The 22011-nt window shown below is 70.3% G+C and carries 20 protein-coding genes; 12 read left to right on the top strand and 8 right to left on the bottom strand.

What is annotated here, in order from left to right; genetic code table 11:
• The first annotated feature begins 98 nt into the window (after window positions 1–98).
• The 3 genes from OG251_RS29660 to OG251_RS29670 all read left to right on the top strand — a co-directional run bounded on the left by OG251_RS29660 (window position 99) and on the right by OG251_RS29670 (window position 3530).
• Window positions 99–1535: a gamma-aminobutyraldehyde dehydrogenase gene (locus OG251_RS29660; protein WP_073726796.1), complete on the top strand. Its 1437-nt coding sequence runs from the start codon at window positions 99–101 to the stop codon at window positions 1533–1535.
• Between the two features lie 198 nt (window positions 1536–1733).
• Complete coding sequence (locus OG251_RS29665; RefSeq protein WP_326681464.1) at window positions 1734–2897, top strand: polyamine ABC transporter substrate-binding protein; 1164 nt, start codon at window positions 1734–1736, stop codon at window positions 2895–2897.
• Between the two features lie 51 nt (window positions 2898–2948).
• Window positions 2949–3530, top strand: coding sequence for a hypothetical protein (locus tag OG251_RS29670; protein ID WP_326679966.1), 582 nt, complete (start codon window positions 2949–2951; stop codon window positions 3528–3530).
• 72 nt (window positions 3531–3602) lie between these two features.
• On the opposite strand, the gene OG251_RS29675 is transcribed toward OG251_RS29670, so the two are convergent.
• The 6 genes from OG251_RS29675 to OG251_RS29700 form a co-directional block, all read right to left on the bottom strand.
• Window positions 3603–4829 (bottom strand): serine hydrolase domain-containing protein, encoded by a 1227-nt coding sequence (locus tag OG251_RS29675; RefSeq protein ID WP_326679967.1) that lies wholly within the window; start codon window positions 4827–4829, stop codon window positions 3603–3605.
• Between the two features lie 74 nt (window positions 4830–4903).
• Window positions 4904–5638 (bottom strand): response regulator transcription factor, encoded by a 735-nt coding sequence (locus tag OG251_RS29680; RefSeq protein WP_326679968.1) that lies wholly within the window; start codon window positions 5636–5638, stop codon window positions 4904–4906.
• A complete protein-coding gene (locus OG251_RS29685) occupies window positions 5635–6903 on the bottom strand; it encodes a sensor histidine kinase (protein WP_326679969.1) in 1269 nt (422 codons plus the stop codon). The genes OG251_RS29680 and OG251_RS29685 overlap by 4 nt, the downstream gene beginning before the upstream one ends.
• Window positions 6903–7763, bottom strand: a complete 861-nt coding sequence (locus OG251_RS29690) for an SAM-dependent methyltransferase (RefSeq protein ID WP_385896928.1) — start codon at window positions 7761–7763, stop codon at window positions 6903–6905. The genes OG251_RS29685 and OG251_RS29690 overlap by 1 nt, the downstream gene beginning before the upstream one ends.
• A gap of 13 nt (window positions 7764–7776) precedes the next feature.
• On the bottom strand, window positions 7777–8499 hold the full coding sequence (locus OG251_RS29695) for a glycerophosphodiester phosphodiesterase (protein ID WP_326679971.1): 723 nt from the start codon (window positions 8497–8499) through the stop codon (window positions 7777–7779).
• A gap of 22 nt (window positions 8500–8521) precedes the next feature.
• Window positions 8522–9613 (bottom strand): adenosine deaminase, encoded by a 1092-nt coding sequence (locus OG251_RS29700; RefSeq protein ID WP_385896884.1) that lies wholly within the window; start codon window positions 9611–9613, stop codon window positions 8522–8524.
• 65 nt (window positions 9614–9678) lie between these two features.
• Here OG251_RS29700 and OG251_RS29705 point away from each other — a divergent pair, with 65 nt between their 5' ends.
• Window positions 9679–10407 carry a DUF4190 domain-containing protein gene (locus OG251_RS29705; protein ID WP_326679973.1) on the top strand — a complete coding sequence of 243 codons (729 nt, stop codon included), beginning with the start codon at window positions 9679–9681 and terminating at the stop codon, window positions 10405–10407.
• A 120-nt stretch (window positions 10408–10527) separates the two neighbouring features.
• Here the strand turns inward: OG251_RS29705 and OG251_RS29710 are convergent, their stop codons facing one another.
• Window positions 10528–11085: an NADAR family protein gene (locus tag OG251_RS29710; RefSeq protein WP_073726776.1), complete on the bottom strand. Its 558-nt coding sequence runs from the start codon at window positions 11083–11085 to the stop codon at window positions 10528–10530.
• A gap of 207 nt (window positions 11086–11292) precedes the next feature.
• Here OG251_RS29710 and OG251_RS29715 point away from each other — a divergent pair, with 207 nt between their 5' ends.
• The 8 genes from OG251_RS29715 to OG251_RS29750 all read left to right on the top strand — a co-directional run bounded on the left by OG251_RS29715 (window position 11293) and on the right by OG251_RS29750 (window position 21117).
• Window positions 11293–12807: a gamma-aminobutyraldehyde dehydrogenase gene (locus OG251_RS29715; protein WP_326679974.1), complete on the top strand. Its 1515-nt coding sequence runs from the start codon at window positions 11293–11295 to the stop codon at window positions 12805–12807.
• A gap of 47 nt (window positions 12808–12854) precedes the next feature.
• Window positions 12855–14105 (top strand): ABC transporter substrate-binding protein, encoded by a 1251-nt coding sequence (locus tag OG251_RS29720; protein WP_326679975.1) that lies wholly within the window; start codon window positions 12855–12857, stop codon window positions 14103–14105.
• Between the two features lie 88 nt (window positions 14106–14193).
• A complete protein-coding gene (locus OG251_RS29725; RefSeq protein WP_326679976.1) occupies window positions 14194–15345 on the top strand; it encodes an ABC transporter ATP-binding protein in 1152 nt (383 codons plus the stop codon).
• Window positions 15342–16265: an ABC transporter permease gene (locus tag OG251_RS29730; protein ID WP_326679977.1), complete on the top strand. Its 924-nt coding sequence runs from the start codon at window positions 15342–15344 to the stop codon at window positions 16263–16265. The genes OG251_RS29725 and OG251_RS29730 overlap by 4 nt, the downstream gene beginning before the upstream one ends.
• Complete coding sequence (locus OG251_RS29735) at window positions 16265–17062, top strand: ABC transporter permease (RefSeq protein ID WP_326679978.1); 798 nt, start codon at window positions 16265–16267, stop codon at window positions 17060–17062. Before OG251_RS29730 ends, OG251_RS29735 begins: the two co-directional genes overlap by 1 nt.
• Window positions 17063–17091: 29 nt before the next feature.
• A complete protein-coding gene (locus OG251_RS29740; protein ID WP_326679979.1) occupies window positions 17092–18507 on the top strand; it encodes an NAD(P)/FAD-dependent oxidoreductase in 1416 nt (471 codons plus the stop codon).
• A 138-nt stretch (window positions 18508–18645) separates the two neighbouring features.
• A complete protein-coding gene (locus tag OG251_RS29745) occupies window positions 18646–19140 on the top strand; it encodes a hypothetical protein (protein WP_326679980.1) in 495 nt (164 codons plus the stop codon).
• Between the two features lie 153 nt (window positions 19141–19293).
• Entirely contained in the window at window positions 19294–21117 is a 1824-nt protein-coding gene (locus tag OG251_RS29750; protein WP_326679981.1) for a chitinase, read from the top strand.
• On the opposite strand, the gene OG251_RS29755 is transcribed toward OG251_RS29750, so the two are convergent.
• A complete protein-coding gene (locus tag OG251_RS29755) occupies window positions 21068–21898 on the bottom strand; it encodes a phosphatase PAP2 family protein (RefSeq protein WP_326679982.1) in 831 nt (276 codons plus the stop codon). The genes OG251_RS29750 and OG251_RS29755 overlap by 50 nt on opposite strands.
• Window positions 21899–22011 lie beyond the last annotated feature (113 nt).

Here is a 22011-nt window from a genome sequence, read left to right on the forward strand (position 1 = left end):
TGAATCCGAAGTTCCCGGCGGGTGGGTATGTCGAAAGCGTCACCGGAACGATTAGGGTGGACATCTCACCCATCGGACAGCCGACAGGAGGGGTGGTTGTGACCACCGAGGTGCGCCGTCTGCGCAACTACATCAACGGAGAGTTCCGGGACGCCGCGGACGGGCGGACCATTGATGTGGTCAACCCGGTGACGGAAGAGGTCTACGCGACCTCCCCGCTCTCCGGTCAGGCCGATGTCGATGCCGCCATGGACGCCGCTGCCGCCGCGTTCCCCGCCTGGCGTGACGTCACGCCCGCGGAGCGCCAGAAGGCCCTGCTGAAGATCGCGGACGCCTTCGAGGAGCGGGCCGAGGACCTGATCGCGGCCGAGTCGGAGAACACCGGCAAGCCGCTGGAGCTCACCCGTACCGAAGAGGTCCCGCCGATGGTGGACCAGATCCGCTTCTTCGCGGGCGCCGCCCGGATGCTCGAAGGCCGCTCGGCCGGCGAGTACATGGAGGGCCTCACCTCCATCGTCCGGCGTGAGCCGGTCGGGGTCTGCGCGCAGGTGGCGCCGTGGAACTACCCGATGATGATGGCTGTGTGGAAGTTCGCCCCGGCGCTCGCCGCGGGCAACACCGTCGTCATCAAGCCGTCCGACACCACCCCGGCGTCGACTGTGCTGATCGCCGAGATCATCGGCCAGATCCTCCCCAAGGGCGTCTTCAACGTCATCTGCGGCGACCGGGACACCGGCCGTGCGATGGTCGAGCACCCGACCCCGGCGATGGCCTCCATCACCGGTTCGGTACGGGCCGGCATGCAGGTCGCCGAGTCCGCGGCCAAGGACGTCAAGCGCGTCCACCTGGAGCTCGGTGGCAAGGCGCCCGCCGTGGTCTTCGAGGACAGCGACATCGCCAAGGCCGTCGAGGGCATCTCCGGCGCGGGCTACTTCAACGCGGGCCAGGACTGTACGGCCGCGACCCGCGTGCTGGTCCACGAGTCCATCCACGACGAGTTCGTCACCGCGCTCGCCAAGGCCGCCGCCGACACGAAGACCGGGCAGCCGGACGACGAGGACGTGCTGTACGGCCCGCTGAACAACGCCAACCAGCTGAAGCAGGTCAGCGGCTTCATCGAGCGCCTCCCCGCGCACGCCAAGGTCGAGGCCGGTGGCCACCGGGTCGGTGAGAAGGGCTACTTCTACGCCCCGACCGTCGTCTCCGGGCTCAAGCAGGACGACGAGATCATCCAGAACGAGGTCTTCGGCCCGGTCATCACGGTCCAGTCGTTCACCGACGAGGCCCAGGCCCTGGAGTACGCGAACGGCGTCGAGTACGCGCTGGCGTCCTCGGTGTGGACCAAGGACCACTCCCGCGCGATGCGGATGTCCAAGAACCTCGACTTCGGCTGCGTGTGGATCAACACTCACATCCCGCTCGTCGCCGAGATGCCGCACGGCGGGTTCAAGAAGTCCGGATACGGCAAGGACCTCTCCGCGTACGGCTTCGAGGACTACACCCGGATCAAGCACGTCATGACGTCGCTCGACTGAGACCGCCCGGCGGACATCGCGGTGCAGGCTACGGCCCCGGGCTCCGGCCCGGGGCCGTTTCGCGTCCTCCGGCGGCCGGGTGCCCGCACCATCGACAGGGTGTGCGGACCGGGTGGGTGGCGCTGGACGGTTGGTCCATTGCCCGCCGCGTCCCCCGACCGGCATCCTGCGCAGGTGCGAGCGATCCCGAACAACCCCATGTCCCGCCGTTCCCTGCTGCGCGCCCTCGGGGCGGGAGCGGCCGGTGCCACGCTGGCGGGCTGCGGAGTGCCCGCAGCCTATGTGGAGCCGGGGGACCGGGCCGGACGCGACAGCTCGCGGCGCGACCGTTCCCTGCACTTCGCCAACTGGCCGCTCTACATCGACACCGACGACGAGAACGAGTCGAAGCGGCCCACCCTCGACGCGTTCACACGGCGGACCGGGATCTCCGTCACGTACACCGAGGAGATCAACGACAACGACGAGTTCTTCGGGAAGATCAGTCCGGCGCTGATGAACCACCAGCGGACGGGCCGGGACCTGATCGTCATCAGCGACTGGATGGCCGCCCGCTTCGTACGTCTGGGCTGGGTGCAGGAGATGGACCGGGCGAGGCAGCCCAATGTCGCCAAGTACCTCGACCCGCAGTTGCGTTCGCCCGCGTTCGACGAGGGCCGGCGGCACAGTGTTCCGTGGCAGTCCGGGATCACCGGCATCGCGTACAACCGCGAGAAGCTCGGCCGCGAGATCCGGCACACGGGCGAGCTGTGGGCCGACGACCTGCGGGGGAAGGTGACCCTGCTGTCCGGGCTGGACGAGTCGTTCGCGCTGCTGATGCAGGGCAATGGCGTCGACATCACCCGTTGGACGGCCGACGACTTCCATCTGATGTGCGAGCAGGTGGAGAAGCGGGTGAAGTCCCGGCACATCCGCCGCTTCACCGGCAACGACTACATCAAGGACCTGGCCACCGGTGATGTGCTCGCCTGTCAGGCGTACTCCGGTGATGTCATCCAGCTCCAGGCCGACAACCCGGAGATCGAGTTCATGGTGCCCGAGGAGGGTGCCGAGCTCTGGTCGGAGTCGCTGATGATCCCCAACCTCGCCGAGCACAAGCGCAACGCGGAGAAGCTGGTCGACTTCTACTACCGGCCGGAGGTCGCGGCCGAACTGGCCACCTGGGTCAACTACGTCTGCCCGGTCCCGGCCGCCCGGGAGATCCTGGCCTCCGCCAAGGACGAGGAGACGGCCGCGCTCGCCGAGGACCCGCTCGTCTTCCCCGACGACGCGATGCGCCGACGGCTGGCGATCGCCCGCGACATCACGTCCGAGGAGCGCACCGGCTTCGCCAAGAAGTGGAACTCCATCGTCGGGCTGTGAGTGGGCCGGAGCAGTTTTTGAACACGTTCATGATGGGCGTACGCTGCGGACATGAGCGAGCGAGCCCTCTTGCGGCGCATCCGCGTGTGGTTGGTCATCTTCATCGTCTGTCTGGTGCTGAGCGGGCTGACCGCCTTCCCGCTCGTCACCGAACTCCGCTGGGCCGAGGACGTCCTGGCCTCCTCGCCCGTGCCCGAGCACCTGCCGTCCCTGATGGAGTGGATCACCCGGGTCAGGGAAGGGCTCGACGCGGCCGACGCGTCGTACCCCTTCGTCCTGTACGGCACCGACTGGCTCGCCTTCGCCCACCTCGTCATCGCGGTCGCGTTCTACGGCCCCTACCGTGACCCGGTCCGCAACATCTGGGTGATCGAGTTCGGCATGATCGCCTGCGCGGGGATCATCCCGCTCGCCCTGATCTGCGGACCCCTGCGGGACATCCCCGTCTGGTGGACGGTGATCGACATGTCCTTCGGCGTCTTCGGAGTGATCCCGCTGCTGCTTCTGCGCCGGCTGATCAAGCGGCTGGAAGCGGCGGCGCATGCGGCGGCGGATGCGGCGGCGGGAGAGGTGACGGGAGAGGTGACGGGCGGATCGCCGTCCGGGCCGTCGGCGCCCGCCCCGGCGGTCTGAGCCGCACCGGACGGCGGCGGTCAGGGCCCCGGCCGTCCGCTGTCCGGGTCCTCCGCCCGGCGGCGGTCCGGATCACCCGGCCGACGGCGGGCCGAAGGCCGCCACCACGAGCTTCATCGCCGTGGCGTTCGCGTCCTGCCCCTTCGCGTCCGTCGCGTTGACGCTGTAGACCAGGGTCCGGGACAGATCACGCGTGGCCGCCACCACGGAGTTGTAGCCCCAGCGGCCCCCCGTCTTCCCCCAGACCTGGCGGCCGCCCAGCGTCATCACGGAAAGCCCCGCGCTGTACTGGGCGGGCTTCCCCGATCCGTGGTCGCGCACCGACGGGTCCGGCAGTGTGAACATCTCCTCCAGCAGCGGCCCGCGCACCACCTGCCCCCGGAACAGGGCCTTCGTGAAGCGCTCCAGATCGGCGGTGGTGGAGATGATGTCCCCCGCCGCCCACCCGTCGGTCGCCCCCCACACCGACACGTCCCTCAGCTCCGTACCGCCGCCGGGCTTCTCGAAGACCTGGTAGCCGCGGTTGTGGGGGCCCTGGATACGGGGGTCGGTCCCCGGGTAGGAGGTGGAGCGCAGCCCGAGCGGGCGCAGGATGCGCGCGCCGACCTGGTCCGCGTACGCGTCGCCGGTGACCTTCTCGATCAGCAGCCCCAGCACGGTGTAGTTGATGTTGAGGTAGTGCTGGCTGCGGCCCGGCGCGAACTCCCGCTCCTTCGCCATCGCGGAGGCGGCCATTTCGCGCGGGGTGTGCAGGTCGAAGCGGTGAGCGTACCGCTCCTCGACGGTGTCGCCGCCCGGCAGGCCGGCGGCCGGGATGCCGCTGGTGTGGTTGAGGAGCTGGCCCACGGTGACCCGCCCGTACCGTGCCGGGATCAGGTCCGGGAGGTAGTGCCGGGCCGTACGGTCCAGGGCGATCGCGCCCTCGTCCGCCAGCTGGAGGACCGTGGCCGCCGTGAACACCTTGGTCACCGACCCCGCCCGGAAGCGGGCGTCGGGGTCGGCGGGGCGGCCGGAGACCAGATCGTGCACGCCCGCACTGCCCCGCCAGCCGCCGTCGCCGCCGCCGACCCGGACGAGCGCGGCGGTGGCGTCGGCATTCGGCAGCCCGCTGATCGCCGCGCGCAGCGCGTCGGCGTCCGGGGCGTCGTGCGGGCGGGCCGCGGCGTCCGGGGCGGTGGAGGTGCCCGCGACCGCCGGCGCGGCGAAAGTGCTTGCGAACGCCGGGGCGGCCGGGCCGCACACGACGCCGAGAACCAGGGTTGCGGCGAGAAGGGCACGGGTGTGGGTACGGGGGTGCATCAGGTGCCTCCGAGGGGCATGAAGTCCGTAACTGCTCGATGACTCCATCCTGTTGACCCACGGGCCCCGGCGGATCACCGGAGCGGGTGGTCCTCGCCCCGTGATCTCCTCGCCTGTGCGGGGGAGGAGAGCGCGGCCTCTCCCTCCGGCGAGGGAGCGACGAGCCCCGTCTCGTACGCGCAGATGACCGCCTGGATCCGGTCCCGCAGGCCCAGCTTGGACAGCACGTTGCCCACATGCGTCTTCACCGTGTGCTCGCTGACCACGAGCGCGGCCGCTATCTCCGCGTTGGACAGACCGCGGGCCAGATGCAGCAGGGTCTCCCGCTCCCGGGCGGTCAGCACCTCCAGCCGCTGCGCGGACGGTGCGGCGGAGGCGGTCGCGGGCGGTCGGGCGGTGTACTCGGCGATCAGCCGGCGCGCCACCGACGGGGCCAGCAGCGAGTCACCGGCCGACACCACCCGCACCGCGTGCACCAGGTCGTCCCGGCGGACGTCCTTCAGCAGAAAGCCGCTCGCGCCCGCGTGCAGGGACTCATAGACATACTCGTCCGCGTCGAACGTGGTCAGCATGACCGTCCGGCACGCGCTCTGCGCGCTGATCGCCCGGCACGCCTCGATGCCGTCCATGACGGGCATCCGGATGTCCAGCAGCGCCACGTCGGGCCGCAGCCGCCGCACCGCGTCGAGAGTCCGCTCACCGTCACCGGCCTCCGCGACCACCTCGATGTCCGGCTGCGCGTCCAGGATCATCGCGAATCCGCTGCGCACCAGCTCCTGGTCGTCGGCCACCACCACGCGGATCGTCAACTCCCCACCTCCGAAAGCGACGTTACTAGGGGCAGGGTGACCCGGACGCGAAAGCCCCGGCCCTCGGGCAGGGGGCCCGCCCGGACCGTCCCGCCGTGGGCGGCGGCCCGTTCCCGGATGCCGACCAGCCCGTGCCCGGCGCCGGTGCCTGCCGCGGTGTCCGGACCCGGACCCGGACCCGGACCCGGACCCGCGGCCGAACCCGGGTCCGGGTTCGCGTCCGATTGCGTTCCGGGACCCGTGCCGCGTCCGTCGTCCGTGATGGTGAGGGTCAACGTATCTGCCCCATAGGCCAGTTGTACGTGTACGGAGTCGGCGCGGGCGTGCCGGACCACATTCGTCAGCGCCTCCTGCACGATCCGGTGGACCGTCGCCTCGGTGTCCGGCCCGAGCGGTCGCGCCCGCCCGGTCGTCGTGCACTCGACCCGCGGACCGCTCGCCCGTACCCGTTCCAGCAACCCCGGCAGCTCCGCCAGCGTGGGCTGCGGGGAGCGGGGCGGGTCCGCGGGCCCGGAGCCGTCCTCGCGCAGCACCCCGAGCATCCGGCGCAGCTGCGTCATCGCGTCCCGCCCGGTCTCCGAGATGGCGTCGAACGCGGCCTCCGCGCGTTCCGGGGCCGTGCGCACCGCCACCGGGCCCGCTTCCGCCTGCACGATCATCAGGCTCACCGCATGGGAGAGGATGTCGTGCATCTCCCTTGCGATCCGGGCCCGTTCGCGGGCCGCCGCCCGCTCCGCCTCGATCCGGTGGGTCAGCTCCAGCTGCCGGGCCCGGTCCTCCATCGCGCGGATGTACGCCTTGCGGGTGTGGGTGAACCGTCCGAAGGCGTACGCCGCGGCGAACACGAACAGGGAGAAGAGCAGTTCCCTGGCCTCACCCGTGTTCCACGCGACCGACGGGAACACCGCCGCGCCGACCAGCACCGCGACCGCGAGCCGCCGGGGCGGCGAGCAGAGCTCGGCCACCGTGTAGAACGTCACCAGACCCGTGTACGGCAAGGGCTGGCCCGGACCGTCGACCGTGAACTTGTACAGCGCACCGGCCGCGAGCACGGCGATCAGCACGGTGACCGGTGCGCGCCGCCGGGCCACCAGCGGCAGCACGGTCAGTGTCGTCAGGCCGTACGAGGCCCAGGTGGCGGCCGGCAGGCCGGCGGAGCGCGGCACCACGAACGGCATGGTCACGGCGGCCTGTACCAGCAGCGCCACGCCGATGTCGGTGACCCACGGCCCCCGCGGGCGCCACCGGCCCCCGCGTATCGGCATCAGGGCTTCCGGGCCACCGCGCCGAACTGGGCCACCTCGGGCGTCCCGGTCTCCGCGTCGGCGCGCCAGCGCGAGCAGGACACGATGCCCGGCTCCAGGATCTCCAGGCCGTCCAGGAACGCGGCGAACTCGGCGCGGCTGCGGGCGGTGATCGGCGGAGTGGCGTTCTCGTTCCAGAAGCGCATCGCCGCCTCGTTGCCCTCGCCGCCCAGTTCCAGCGTGGGGTGGGTGAGTACCAGATAGCTGCCCGAGGGCACCGCGGCCATCAGTTCGCGCACGATGGTCAGCGCCTCGTCCGTGTCCAGGACGAAGTTCAGGATGCCGAGCATCATCACCGCGACCGGCCGGCCCAGGTCCAGCGTCGGTTCGACGGCCCGGATGATCCGCTCCGGGTGGTGGGCGTCCGCGTCGATGTACTCGGTGACGCCTTCGGGCGAGCTGGTGAGCAGGGCCCGCGCGTGGGCCAGCACGATCGGGTCGTTGTCGACGTACACGACGCGTGAGTGCGGCGCGGTGTGCTGGGCGATCTCATGGGTGTTGTTGAAGGTCGGCAGACCGGTGCCGATGTCCAGGAACTGGCTGATGCCCCTGTCACCGGCCAGGTGCCGCACGGCCCGGCCGAGGAACGCCCGGTCGGCGCGGGCCACTTCGCCGATGCTGGGGTACATGCCGGTGACCTGCTCGCCGACCGCCCGGTCGACGGGGTAGTTGTCCTTGCCGCCCAGCCAGTAGTTCCACACCCGGGCGTTGTGGGCGATGTCGGAACGGACGCGGGCGGGGACGGAGTGCTGGCTGGGGTCGGTCACGTCTGCTCCTCTGGTGCCGGGCGGGGCATCACGGGCGATGCGGGCACCGCCCATCATGCCGGACAGATCAAGGAACCCGCCTGGTGGGTGAGTTGGCGAGCACCCGGTGCAGCGCGTCCACCCGGTTGGTGGTGATCGAGTCGACACCCCGTTCGATCAGGCGTCGCATGGTGCGCTTGGTGTCGGCCGTCCAGGCGGAGACCAGCAGCCCGTCCCGGTGCGCGCGGTCGGTCAGCTCCCGGCTCACCAGGGCGAACCGGTAGTTCAGCCAGCGCGGCTTCACCGCGTCCAGCAGCACGGCGCGCGGCGGGGCGAGCGTGGTCCAGGTCAGGGCGATCTCGGCGGACGGATCTGCGGCGCGCACCCGCAGCATCGCCCCGGCGCCCGCGCAGTAGTACGCGCGCTCGCCCGCCCCGCACTCGCGGACCACCCCGACGATCTTCCGTACGGACGCGTCCGTGGCACCGGGCAGATCGACCATCACCCGGTGCGCCCCCGCCGCGAGCAGTGCCTCGCGCAGGGTGGGCACCCCGCCCCGGGTCAGCTCCAGCAGCTCCTGGTGATCGAGGCGGTCCAGTCGGCGGTCGTGGCCCCACAGCCGTTCCAGGGTGGCGTCGTGGAGCAGGACGGGCACCCCGTCGCGGGTCACCCGGACGTCGATCTCGACCGCGTCCGCCCCCCGTTCGAGGGCGGAGCGGATCGAGGGCAGGGTGTTCTCGCGGGCCCGGTACGGATCGCCGCGATGCCCCACGGCGGTGACAGCGCTGGTGGTGCCGACAGGTTTGGCCATGGGGCCATTGTGACCAGTGGGGTCAGCGGCCGGGGGCCTCCAGCCAGTTCGCCGTGTACGTGTCGATCTCGGAGGCGAGCTTCCGCTTGCCGGCCGGGTCGAGGAAGGATGCCTCCACCGCGTTCTTCGCGAGCGCGGCGATGCCCCGCTCGTCGAGCTCCAGCAGGCGGGCCGCCACCGCGTACTCGTTGTTGAGGTCGGTGCCGAACATGGGCGGGTCGTCACTGTTGATGGTGACCAGGACGCCCGCCCGCACCATCTCCTTGATGGGGTGCTGCTCGATGTCGGTGACGGCGCGGGTGGCGATGTTCGAGGTCGGGCAGACCTCCAGCGCGATCCGGTGCTCGGCCAGGTGCTCCAGCAGCTTGGGGTCCTGGGTGGCGCTGGTGCCGTGGCCGATGCGCTCGGCGCGCAGCGCGGTGAGCGCGTCCCAGATCGTCTGCGGGCCGGTGGTCTCCCCGGCGTGCGGCACGGAGTGCAGGCCCTCGGCGATGGCGCGGTCGAAGTAGGGCTTGAACTGCGGGCGGTCGACCCCGATCTCCGGTCCGCCCAGACCGAAGGAGACCAGTCCCTCGGGCCGCAGGTCCACGGCGAGCCGGGCGGTCTCCTCGGCCGAGACGAGCCCCGCCTCGCCGGGGATGTCGAAGCACCAGCGCAGGACGACGCCCAGCTCGGCCTCGGCGGCCTTGCGGGCGTCCTCGATGGCCTCCATGAAGGCCTGCTCCGGGATGCCCCGCCGGACCGAGCTGAACGGGGTGATGGTCAGCTCCGCGTACCGGATGTTCTGCCGGGCCATGTCCCGGGCGACCTCGAAGGTCAGCAGCCGGACGTCCTCGGGGGTGCGGATCAGGTCCACCACCGAGAGGTAGACCTGGATGAAGTGGGCGAAGTCGGTGAAGGTGAAGTAGTCGGCCAGCGCCTCGGGGTCCGTGGGGACCTCGGAGTCGGGGTGGTGGGCGGCCAGCTCGGCGACGATGCGGGGCGAAGCGGATCCGACGTGATGGACGTGGAGCTCGGCCTTGGGCAGCCCCGCGATGAAGGGGTGCGGATCGGTCATCGGATTTCTCCCGGTTCTCGAAGAATTTCGGCCGGGCTCACCGGCTGCACCGATCATCGTAGGCGGGGCCCGGTGACCGGGGGCCGGGCCGTAGCATGACGGAACCACGATGGGGGAGGCCCATGTCAGACAACACAGAGCAGCCCGGGGGCGGGCCCGCGCCGCGCGATCCGTGGGCGCCACCGGACAGCCGGGTGGAGCTGGGCAAGCAGCCGCCCGCCGACGCCCGTCCGCCCGCGGTGCACGACCAGCCGACGATGGCGTCGATGCCGGGCGCCGGAACGGGCCCGGGGGACGGGACCGGACCGATACCCGCGCCCGGACCGATACCGGGCGCCGGCGGCTTCGGCCCGGCGCCCGCCGACGTACCACCACCGCCGCCCGGTCCGAACGGCCCGGGACAGATGCCGCCGCCCGGCCCCGGTGCGCCCGCCGGTCACTACGGTTACCCGGCGCCGCCCGCGCAGCCGTACGGCGGCTACCCGGGCTACAACTCCTTCAGCGGCCCGGCCGCCTGGGCCCCGGCGCCGTCGAACGGCCTGGGCACCGCCGCGATGGTGCTCGGCATCATCTCGGTGGTCGGCTTCTGCCTCTACGGGGTCAACATCGTCCTCGGTATCCTCGCGCTGACCTTCGGCATCATCGGCCTCGGCCGTGCCAAGCGCGGCGAGGCCACCAACAGGGGCATGGCGATCGCCGGGGTCATCCTCGGCTCCGTCGGCATGGTCATCGGTGCAGCGTTCCTCGGCGTCATCATCTGGGCCGCCACGAACGCCGACAGCGACGAGGAGTTCGGCGAGACCTACGACGACCCGTTCGCCACGTCGCTGGTCATCGGGGGAACCCGCTAAGGGCCGTCCGACGCACAGCGCCGCCCGGCGGGGCGGCGCTGTCGTCCGCGCAGGCAAGGCACCGAGTGCACCCAGCGCACGAAGCACACGCGTGAAACGTACGGAACGTACGGTGCCGGCTCAGGCCGCCGTATCCGCGCGCAGCCGCGTACGCGCCTCCATCAGCGCGAAGCCCAGCAGATTCAGCCCCCGCCACTGCTGCGGACGCTCCGCCCGCTCGTCGTCCGCCGCGAGCCCGATGCCCCAGATCCGGTCCACGGGGCTCGCCTCGACCAGTACCCGCTCCCCGGTGTTCAGCAGATACTCGCGCAGGTCCGGGTCCTGGCCGAACTTGTGGACGCTGCCCGCCACCACCAGCGCGAAGCGCTCCCGCTTCCACACGTCCTCGTCGAAGCCGCGCACCGTCCGGCCGGCCTTCTTCGCCGCCGCCGGGCTGCTCGCCTCCACGGCCTCGCGCTCGGCCGCCGCGTCGCCGAAGAGCCGCGCCTTGCCCGCCATCATCCAGTGCTCGGCCGACGGATAGGTCACCGAGTCCACGGTGAACGGCGAGGGCCACCACTGGCTCAGGCAGCTCGAACCGATGCGTCCGTCGGGGCGCGGGCGGTGCCCCCAGAACGGCAGATACTTCACCCGCTCGCCACGTGCCAGATCCGCCAGAAGGTCATCAATCTGTCCCATGACAGCTGAGTGTGGCATCCGCCACGGACACTCCGTACGGGGATTTCCGCACTGACGCGACACATGGTCGACAGATTCCGTCGCGTAACCAAAAGGCAACAACGGAATCACTTGTTGGGCTGGGGTGCCTCTGTCAGGATCGGCACTCAATTCACGAAGAAGCTACGCCGACCCCGCCCAGCGGGTACAGCGGCGGAGGAGAACGTCATGGGCAACGGCATCCAGGTGCAGGACCGCTTCGCGAAGGGTGCGCAGTTCATCGGCGGCGAACTGCTCCCCGGTACGTCGGGGCGCCACCACGAAGTGGTGAACCCGGCAACGGGCGAGAGCGTCCTGCGCTACGAACTCGCGGGCACCGACGACGTGGACGCGGCCGTCGCCGCCGCCCGCGCGGCCTTCCCCGGCTGGTCGGGCGCCACCCCCGCCGAGCGGTCCGAGGCGATGCACCGCTTCGCGGCCGTCCTCGCGGAGCAGGCGGACGACTTCGCGTACGCCGAGTCGCTCCAGTGCGGGAAACCGATCAAGCTCTCCACCGAGTTCGACGTGCCGGGCACCGTCGACAACACGTCGTTCTTCGCGGGCGCCGCCCGCCATCTGGAGGGCCGGTCCGCCGCCGAGTACGACGGCGATCACACCTCCTACGTACGCCGCGAGGCGATCGGTGTCGTCGGCTCCATCGCCCCTTGGAACTACCCGCTCCAGATGGCCGCCTGGAAGATCCTCCCGGCCATCGCCGCGGGCAACACCATCGTGCTCAAGCCCGCCGAGATCACCCCGCTGACCTCGCTGATGTTCGCGCAGGCGGCCCGTACGGCGGGCATCCCCGACGGGGTGATCAACGTCGTCACGGGCGCGGGCAAGGACGCGGGCGAACACCTCGTCGGCCACCCGGACGTCGTGATGACCTCGTTCACCGGCTCCACCGCCGTCGGCAAGCGGGTCGCGGAGATCGCCACCTCCACCGTCAAACGCCTCCACCTCGAACTCGGCGGCAAGGCCCCCTTCCTGGTCTTCGACGACGCCGACCTCGAAGCCGCGGTCAACGGGGCGGTCGCCGGAGCCCTCATCAACACCGGCCAGGACTGCACCGCCGCCACCCGTGCCTACGTCCAGCGTCCGCTGTACGACGCCTTCGTGCGGGGCGTCGCCGCGCTGATGGAGACCGTGCGGCTCGGTGACCCCTTCGACCCGTCGACCGACCTCGGCCCGCTGATCAGCCACGCCCAGCGCGACCGGGTCGCCGGATTCGTCGAGCGGGCCCGTGCGTACGCCACCGTCGTCACCGGCGGCGAGGCCCCCGGCGGCGACCTCGCCGACGGTGCCTACTACCGGCCGACCCTGATCGCGGACGCCGCCCAGGACAGCGAGATCGTCCAGTCGGAGATCTTCGGCCCGGTCCTGGTGGTGCTGCCCTTCGACAGCGACGACGAGGGCATCGCGCTGGCCAACGACACCCCGTACGGACTCGCCGCCTCCGCCTGGAGCCGCGACCTGTACCGCGCGGGCCGTGCCACCCGTGAGATCAAGGCGGGCTGTGTCTGGATCAACGACCACATCCCGATCATCAGCGAGATGCCGCACGGCGGATACAAGGCCAGCGGCTTCGGCAAGGACATGTCGTCGTACTCCTTCGAGGAGTACACCCAGGTCAAGCACGTCATGTACGACAACACCGCGGTTGCCCGCAAGGACTGGCACCGCACGATCTTCGGGGACCGATAGAAGCTGCCGCCGACCAGCGGCCACACCCACCCGAAAGGGCAACGCGTATGGAGAGTCACGAGCCCGACCACCTCTCGCCGGCCCAGCTGGCGGCCATGAGGCGGAGTCTGACCACCGGCAGGGGAGCCCTCACCCGCCGTTCGCTGCTGCGCGCCTCCGGCACGGGCGCGCTCGCGCTCGGCGGGCTCGGCACCCTCGCCGCGTGCGGCATCCCGCCCGCCAAGCGCGCGGACGGCTCGGCCGCCGCCTCCGACGACCACTCGGCCGAGGAGAAGCGGGTCACCTTCTCCAACTGGACCGAGTACATGGACGTCGGCGAGGACGACAAGGGCCGGCCCTCCCTGGAGGCGTTCACCGAACGCACCGGGATCACGGTCAAGTACACCGAGGACATCAACGACAACGTCGAGTTCTTCGGCAAGATCAAGCCACAGCTCGCGGCCGGCCAGGACACCGGCCGCGACCTCATCTGCGTCACCGACTGGCTGGCCGCCCGCATGATCCGGCTGGGCTGGGTGCAGAAGCTCGACCCGGCGAACCTGCCGCACGCCTTCGCCAACCTCTCCTCCCAGTTCCGCACCCCCGACTGGGACCCGGGCCGCTCCTACTCCTACCCCTGGACCGCCATCCCCGCCGTCATCGCCTACAACACGAAGGCCACCGGCGGCCGCAAGGTCGACTCCGTCACCCAGCTGCTGGACGACCCCAAGCTCAAGGGCAAGGTCTCCTTCCTCTCCGAGATGCGCGACTCGGTCGGCCTGACCCTCCTCGACATGGGCAAGGACCCCGGCGACTTCACCGACGCCGACTACGACGCCGCGATCGGCCGGATGCAGAAGGGCGTCGACAAGAAGCAGATACGCCGCTTCACCGGCAACGACTACACCGCCGACCTGAGCAAGGGCGACATCGCCGCCTGTGTCGCCTGGGCCGGGGACATCATCCAGCTCCAGGCCGACAACCCGGACATCAAGTACGCGATCCCGGCCGCCGGTTACATCACCTCCACGGACAACCTGCTCGTCCCCGCGCGGGCCCGGCACAAGACCAACGCCGAGAAGCTCATCGACTACTACTACGAGCCGAAGGTCGCCGCCCAGCTCGCCGCGTACATCAACTACGTCTGCCCCGTCGACGGCGTGCGCGACGAACTCGCCAGGATCGACGAGTCGATGGCCTCCAACACCCTGATCCTCCCCGACAAGGCGATGGCGGCGAAGTCCCGCTCCTTCCGCTCGCTGAGCACGGAGGAAGAGACGGCGTACGAAGAGAAGTTCGCCAAGCTCATCGGAGCCTGAGCCGGCCGTTCGGCGCCTCTCACGCCGCCGACGCCGTCCCGTTCCTCCCTCCCCGATCTCTCCCCCGAACACACTGGGACCGCGACCCATGACACAGCAGCAGACAGCGGGCGGCGATGTCCGCCTCTCCGGGATCAGCAAGACGTACGGCTCCTTCACCGCCGTACAGCCCCTCGATCTGACCGTTCCGCAAGGCTCCTTCTTCGCGCTGCTCGGCGCGTCCGGCTGCGGCAAGACCACCACCCTGCGGATGATCGCGGGCCTGGAGGAGGCGACCACCGGCACGGTCATGCTCGGCGACCGGAACATCACCGGCCTGCCCCCGTACAAGCGGCCCGTCAACACCGTCTTCCAGAGCTACGCGCTCTTCCCGCACCTGGACATCACCGACAACATCGCGTTCGGGCTGCGCAGGCGCGGCATCAAGTCGGTGAAGAAACAGGTCGACGACATGCTGGAACTCGTCGAGCTCGGCGACTTCGCCCGGCGCAAGCCGCACCAGCTCTCCGGTGGCCAGCAGCAGCGCGTCGCCGTGGCCCGCGCGCTCATCAACCACCCGCAGGTCCTCCTGCTCGACGAGCCGCTCGGCGCCCTCGACCTCAAGCTGCGCCGCCAGATGCAGCTGGAGCTCAAGCGGATCCAGACCGAGGTCGGCATCACGTTCGTCCATGTCACCCACGACCAGGAGGAGGCCATGACCATGGCCGACACCGTCGCGGTGATGAACGGCGGCCGCGTCGAACAGCTCGGCGCGCCCGCCGACCTGTACGAGAACCCCCGTACGACCTTCGTCGCGAACTTCCTCGGCACCTCGAACCTCATCGAGGGCGAGATCGTCTCCACCGGGGCGGAGCTCGTCGTCTCCGCGGGCGGAGCGAAACTCCGGCTGCCCGCCGAGCGATGTTCGGCCCCGACGGCGAACGGCGGCAGGCTGCTCCTCGGGGTGCGCCCGGAGAAGATCTCCCTCGCGCACGCCGAGGACGCCGGCGCGATAGCCGACGGCCGCAACCGTGTCACCGGCCGGATCGTCGACTCCAGCTTCATCGGGGTCTCCACGCAGTACGTGGTGCGCAGCGCGGCGGGCCAGGCGCTCCAGGTCTACGAGCAGAACGTCGAGCGTCGCGCGGGACTCGCCCCCGGGGCCGAGGTCGTCCTGCACTGGAACCCCGCCCACACCTTCGGTCTCGGCGCCGACCAGGACATCGACGCCGGTGTGGAGAGCGTGGAGGACGCGGCGTGAGTGTCACCGACGCGCCTCCCGCGAAGGCCACCGGGCCGCAGATACGCAAGCCCTCCACCCGCAAGCGGCTCGTCCCGTACTGGCTGCTGCTCCCCGGCATCCTGTGGCTCGTCGTCTTCTTCGCCCTGCCGCTCGTCTACCAGGCGTCGACCTCCGTGCAGACCGGGTCCCTGGAGAAGGGGTTCGAGGTCACCTGGCACTTCGCGACCTACTGGGACGCGCTGCGGGACTACTACCCGCAGTTCATCCGCTCCCTGCTGTACGCGGGCACCGCCACGATCCTGTGTCTGCTGCTCGGCTACCCGCTGGCCTATCTCATCGCGTTCAAGGCGGGCCGCTGGCGCAACCTGGTGCTGGTGCTGGTCATCGCCCCGTTCTTCACCAGCTTCCTGATCCGCACGCTGGCCTGGAAGACGATCCTCGCGGACGGCGGCGCGGTCGTCGACGTCCTCAACACGCTGCACGTCCTGGACGTCACCAGCTGGCTCGGCTGGACCGAGTCCAACCGGGTGCTCGCCACCCCGATGGCCGTCGTCTGCGGACTGACGTACAACTTCCTGCCGTTCATGATCCTGCCGCTCTACACCTCGCTGGAGCGCATCGACGGCAGGCTGCACGAGGCGGCGGGCGACCTGTACGCCACCCCCGCCACCACCTTCCGCAAGGTGACGTTCCCGCTGTCCATGCCCGGCGTCGTCTCCGGCACCCTGCTGACGTTCATCCCGGCGAGCGGCGACTACGTCAACGCGGAACTGCTCGGCTCCACCGACACCAAGATGGTCGGCAGCGTCATCCAGACCCAGTTCCTGCGGGTCCTGGACTATCCGACGGCCGCCGCGCTCTCGTTCATCCTCATGGCGATCGTCCTGCTGATGGTCACCGCCTACATCCGCCGCTCCGGGACGGAGGACCTGGTCTGATGCCCGTACTGCGCTGGATTCGCCGCAATCTGATCGTCATCGCGGGTCTGCTGACCCTCGCGTACATGATCCTGCCGAACATCGTCGTGATGGTGTTCTCGTTCAACAAGCCGAACGGGCGCTTCAACTACGCCTGGCAGCGCTTCTCGCTGGACGCCTGGAAGGACCCCTGCGGGGTCGCCGACATGTGCGGCTCGCTCTCGCTCTCCCTCCAGATCGCCGCCTGGGCCACCGTCGGGGCGACCGTGCTCGGCACGATGATCGCCTTCGCGCTGGTCCGCTACCGCTTCCGGGCGCGCGGCGCGATCAACTCGCTGATCTTCCTGCCGATGGCGATGCCCGAGGTCGTCATGGCCGCGTCGCTGCTCACGCTCTTCCTCAACATGGGCGCCGAGCTGGGCTTCTGGACCGTGCTCATCGCCCACATCATGTTCTGCCTCAGCTTCGTGGTGACGGCGGTCAAGGCGCGGGTCATGTCGATGGACCCGCGCCTGGAGGAGGCCGCCCGCGACCTCTACGCGGGACCCGTGCAGACCTTCGTCCGGGTGACCCTGCCGATCGCGGCCCCCGGAATCGCCGCGGGAGCGCTGCTCGCCTTCGCGCTCTCCTTCGACGATTTCATCATCACCAATTTCAACGCGGGCTCGACCGTGACCTTCCCCATGTTCGTCTGGGGATCGGCACAGCGCGGCACACCCGTGCAGATCAACGTCATCGGTACGGCAATGTTCGTCCTTGCGGTATTGGTGGTACTCGCCGGCCAGCTTCTCGCGAACCGGCGGAAGAAAAGCGCCTGACCCTGAAAGTCCTGAAGGAGTTGGAAACCATGGCCCCAGCTGCCATGCGTAGTGCCGCACAATCACTCGCCGGTGCCAAGCCGGTCTCCTACTGGCTCGACGATCCCGCGAAGCCCGAGGCGCTCCCCGCCCTCACCGGCGACGCACACGCGGACCTGCTCGTCATCGGCGGCGGCTACAGCGGACTGTGGACCGCGCTGCTCGCCAAGGAACGCGACCCGGAGCGCGAGGTCGTCCTGGTCGAGGGGCACGAGGTGGGCTGGGCCGCCTCGGGCCGCAACGGCGGATTCTGCGCCGCCTCCCTCACCCATGGACTGCCCAACGGGCTGGAGCGCTGGCCCGACGAGATCAGGAAGCTGGAGGAGCTGGGCGAACGCAACCTCGACGCCATCGAGGACGCCGTCGCCCGCTACGCCATCGACTGCGAGTTCGAGCGCACCGGCGAGATCGATGTCGCCACCGAACCGCACCAGCTCGAAGAGCTGCGGGAATGGCACCAGGAGGCCGAGCGGCTGGGCTTCACCGGGCTGGAATTCCTGGACCGCGAGGCCCTGCGCGCCGAGGTCGACTCACCCACCTTCCTGGGTGGGCTCTGGGACCGCCGGGGGGTCGCCATGCTGCACCCCGCCAAGCTGGCCTGGGGGCTCAAGCGCGCCTGTCTCGACCTCGGTGTACGCATCCATGAGCACACCCGCGCCCTCGAACTCGCCCGCTCGGGTTCCGGCATGGCGGTGCGCACCCCGTACGGACGGGTCTTCGCCCGTCGGGTCGCCCTCGGCACCAACATCTTCCCCTCGCTCGTCAAGCGGGTGCGCCCGTACACCGTGCCGGTCTACGACTACGCGCTGATGACCGAACCGCTCACCCCCGAGCAGCTCGCCTCCATCGGCTGGAAGAACCGTCAGGGACTCGGCGACAGCGCCAATCAGTTCCACTATTTCCGGCTCTCCGCGGACCATCGCATCCTGTGGGGCGGATATGACGCGATCTATCCGTACGGGGGCCGGCTCAGCGCCGATCTGGATCAGCGGCCGGAGACCTTCCTGAAGCTCGCGGACCAGTTCTTCACCTGTTTTCCGCAGCTTTCCGGGCTGAGTTTCTCGCATGCGTGGGGCGGCGCGATCGATACCTGTTCCCGCTTCTCCGCCTTTTTCGGTACGGCCCATCAGGGGCGCGTCGCGTATGCCGCCGGATATACCGGGCTGGGCGTCGGGGCGACCCGGTTCGGGGCGGATGTGATGCTCGATCTGCTGTCCGGCGAGCGCACCGAGCGGACCGAACTGGAAATGGTCCGCTCCAAGCCCATGCCGTTCCCGCCGGAGCCCTTCGCGTGGGCCGGGATCGAACTCACCAAGCGGTCACTGGCCCGCGCCGACACGCACGGCGGCCACCGCAATCTGTGGCTGCGGACCATGGACCGCGTGGGGCTCGGATTCGACAGCTGACCAGCACCGATTCCCTTGTGACCCAGTTCACTACCAACGAGTAGCCAAAACCCGCGTCATGATCCGGGCCCGGCCCTCTCTCGCTCGTGTACGCATCGGCAGGACACTGCCGGTGGTCATGGAACGGGAAGGCAGGCCATGAGTGGCTCGGGGGTAAAGGCAGCGGTCCGGTGGCTCGTGTCGGTGGCACCGGATCCGGCCGCGTGCCGGTGGGAATGGGAGCGCAACCCTCGGGGGATCGTGCTCCTTCCCGCCGGCAAGCGCTGGGACGTGCTCATTCTTCCGGGGGAGCTGGGTTATCCGACGCTCGATGTGCTCACCCGTCTCGTCGAGCGGCCGGGTCCGGTCCTCGCCGACTTCGGCGATGCCCGGATGGGTTTCTTCGTGCCGCCGGGCACCGCGTCGCGCTGGCTCGGCACCGGCGTACGGGGGGCGGGGCCGGGCACCTGGATCGTCGTCCCCCATCCGGGACGGGCGGCCGGGGGAGTGCGGTGGCTGATCCCGCCGGACGGATCGGGGACCCTCACGGACGCGACGCTTCTGGAGCTCGCGATGCACGAGGCGGCGGCGTCGCTGGCGACGGCGGCCCGGGGCGGCGACGGGGACGACTCCGGGAACGAGGGGGGCCGCTGAGGGGAGCGTAGAGCCGGGACGGCGGGGCGGGACGGCGGGAGGGCCCGGCGCCGACCGCCCCCGCCGGGGAGCGCCAGAGGTCTTGACAACCTGATTGGTCTGGACCATGTTGTGCGCACGTCACACCCCATTCCCCCCTGCACGGAGGCTGTTGTGGAACGTACGGGACTCCCCGCCCGATATTCCGGACTTCTGGCCGCTTTCTCGGCTGCCCTGCTCGCCGCCGGAGCGCTGGTCGCCACGGCCCCGCCGGCGGGCGCCGCCGACGCCGAACTGGCGCGCAACGGCGGCTTCGAGGCGGGCCTGGACGGCTGGAGCTGTACGGGCGGCAGCGGAGCCGCTGTCAGCACGCCCGCGCACAGCGGCACTTCCGCGCTGCGGGCCACCCCGGCCGGCGCCGACTACGCCAAGTGCTCCCAGAGCGTGACGGTCAAGCCCGACTCCACGTACACGCTCAGCGCCTGGGTGCAGGGGTCCTACGTCTATCTCGGCGCGGCCGGCACCGGCACCACCGACGTCTCCACCTGGACCCAGTCCACCGGGGCCTGGAAGCAGCTCACCACCACCTTCAAGACCGGCCCGGCCACCACCTCGGTGAGCGTCTACACCCACGGCTGGTACGGCACCCCCGCCTACTACGCCGACGACCTCAGCCTTGTCGGACCGGGCGGCGACCCCGTCACGCTCCCGGCCACGCCCGCCGGACTGAAGGCCGGACCGGTCACCGCCTCCTCCGTCGACCTCTCCTGGACGGCCTCCGCCGGAGCCACCGGCTACCAGGTCTACCGGGGCGGTACGAAGGTGGCCTCCACCACCGCCACCTCGGCCACCGTGACGGGCCTGACCGCCTCGACCGCGTACAGCTTCCAGGTCGCCGCGGTCAACGCCGCCGGGGAGTCCGCGAAATCGGCCGCCGTCAGCGCCACCACCACGGCGGGCGGCGGGGGAGGCGACGCGGGGCTCCCGGCCCACGCGCTCGTCGGCTATCTGCACTCCAGCTTCGCCAACGGCTCCGGCTACACGCGGATGGCGGACGTGCCCGCCTCCTGGGACGTCATCAACCTCGCCTTCGGCGAGCCGACCTCCGTCACCTCGGGCGACATACGCTTCTCGCTCTGCCCGGTGGCCGAATGCCCGAACGTCGAGTCGGAGGCGGAGTTCAAGGCCGCCATCAAGGCCAAGCAGGCCGCGGGCAAGAAGGTGCTGATCTCGATCGGCGGCCAGAACGGTCAGGTGCAGCTCTCCACCACCGCCGCCCGCGACGCCTTCGTCACCTCGGTGTCCAAGATCATCGACACCTATGGCCTGGACGGCCTGGACATCGACTTCGAGGGGCACTCGCTCTCGCTGAACACCGGTGACACCGACTTCCGCAACCCGACGTCGCCGGTCATCGTCAACCTGATCTCCGCGGTGAAGACCCTCAAGGCCAAGTACGGTTCCGGCTTCGTCCTCACCATGGCGCCCGAGACCTTCTTCGTGCAGCTCGGCTACCAGTACTACGGCTCCGGCCCGTGGGGCGGTCAGGACCCGCGCGCCGGTGCCTACCTGCCGGTCATCCACGCCCTGCGGGACGATCTGACCCTGCTGCACGTCCAGGACTACAACTCGGGCTCCATCATGGGCCTGGACAACCAGTACCACTCCATGGGCGGCGCCGACTTCCACATCGCCATGACGGACATGCTGCTCACCGGCTTCCCGGTGGCGGGCGACCAGACGAAGGTCTTCCCGGCGCTCCGTCCCGAGCAGGTCGCCTTCGGCCTCCCCGCCTCGACCCAGGCGGGCAACGGGCACACCTCGCCCGCCGAGGTCACCAAGGCGCTGAACTGCCTGACGAAGAAGACCGACTGCGGCTCGTACCAGACGCACGGCACCTGGTCCGGCCTGCGCGGGCTGATGACCTGGTCGATCAACTGGGACCGCTTCAACAACTGGGAGTTCTCGAAGAACTTCGACGCCTACTTCGGCGGCTGACCGACCGCAGCGCCCTGTCCAGCACCACCAGCAGCACCCCGCTCAGGCACCAACTGGCGACCACGTCGAGGGGCCAGTGGTAGCCGCGCAGCACCAGACCGATGCTCGTCGCCGCCGTCAGCAGGACGGCGGCGACGAGCATCATCCATGAGCGCCTCAGGTACGGGGCCAGCAGCAGCGCCGCCGCGCCGTACGCCACCGCGGCCGTCGCCGTGTGGCCCGAGGGGTAGTAGCCGGTCGCCTCGGTCAGTGGCCCCTGGCGGTCGGTCCACAGCTTCAGCGGGACGATCAGCGCGGGCACCGCCGCCATCGTGAGGGCCGCGTACAGCGGCTCGCGACGGGCGCCGCGCAGCAGCGCGCAGATGATCGCGCAGGCGAGCACCGGGAGCGCGACCTGCATATTGCCGAGGTCGCTGAGGAGATCGGCGATCCGGGTGGGGCCACGCCCCGCCAGGGCCCGGCCGATCCGCTCGTCCGGTCCGAGCAGGGGGCCGTCGGCCACCACCTGCCAGGTGATGAGTGCGAAGAGCACCAGAAGCGCCGGCACCAGGGAAATGAGAGAAGCCGGCCACCGGGGAACAGGGGGGGGTGTTCCGGGATGGCCGGCCGGATCGGTTTGCCGCGCGCCCCGGGGGGTGTGGGGCGAGCGGCCATCCGATCGGTGAGGAGTTCCGGAGCCAGAGGCTCCAGCGGTGTGCGCGAGGGCACGACCGGGTCCGTGCTGGGGAAGCCCCGGCCCGGCATCGCCCGCAGTCCCCTGCGGGCGAGGTGTTTCTCTCATCTGCAGAAACCGTACGGCAGCCGAGGGGCGACCGACAGCGGGAACCCGGTCCCGCCATCGGCCCCGCACACCTTCTTCACAGGCCCACACGCGCGCCATGGACCGCCCCGAAA

Source organism: Streptomyces sp. NBC_01237, from assembly GCF_035917275.1.
Classification (GTDB): Bacteria; Actinomycetota; Actinomycetes; order Streptomycetales; family Streptomycetaceae; genus Streptomyces.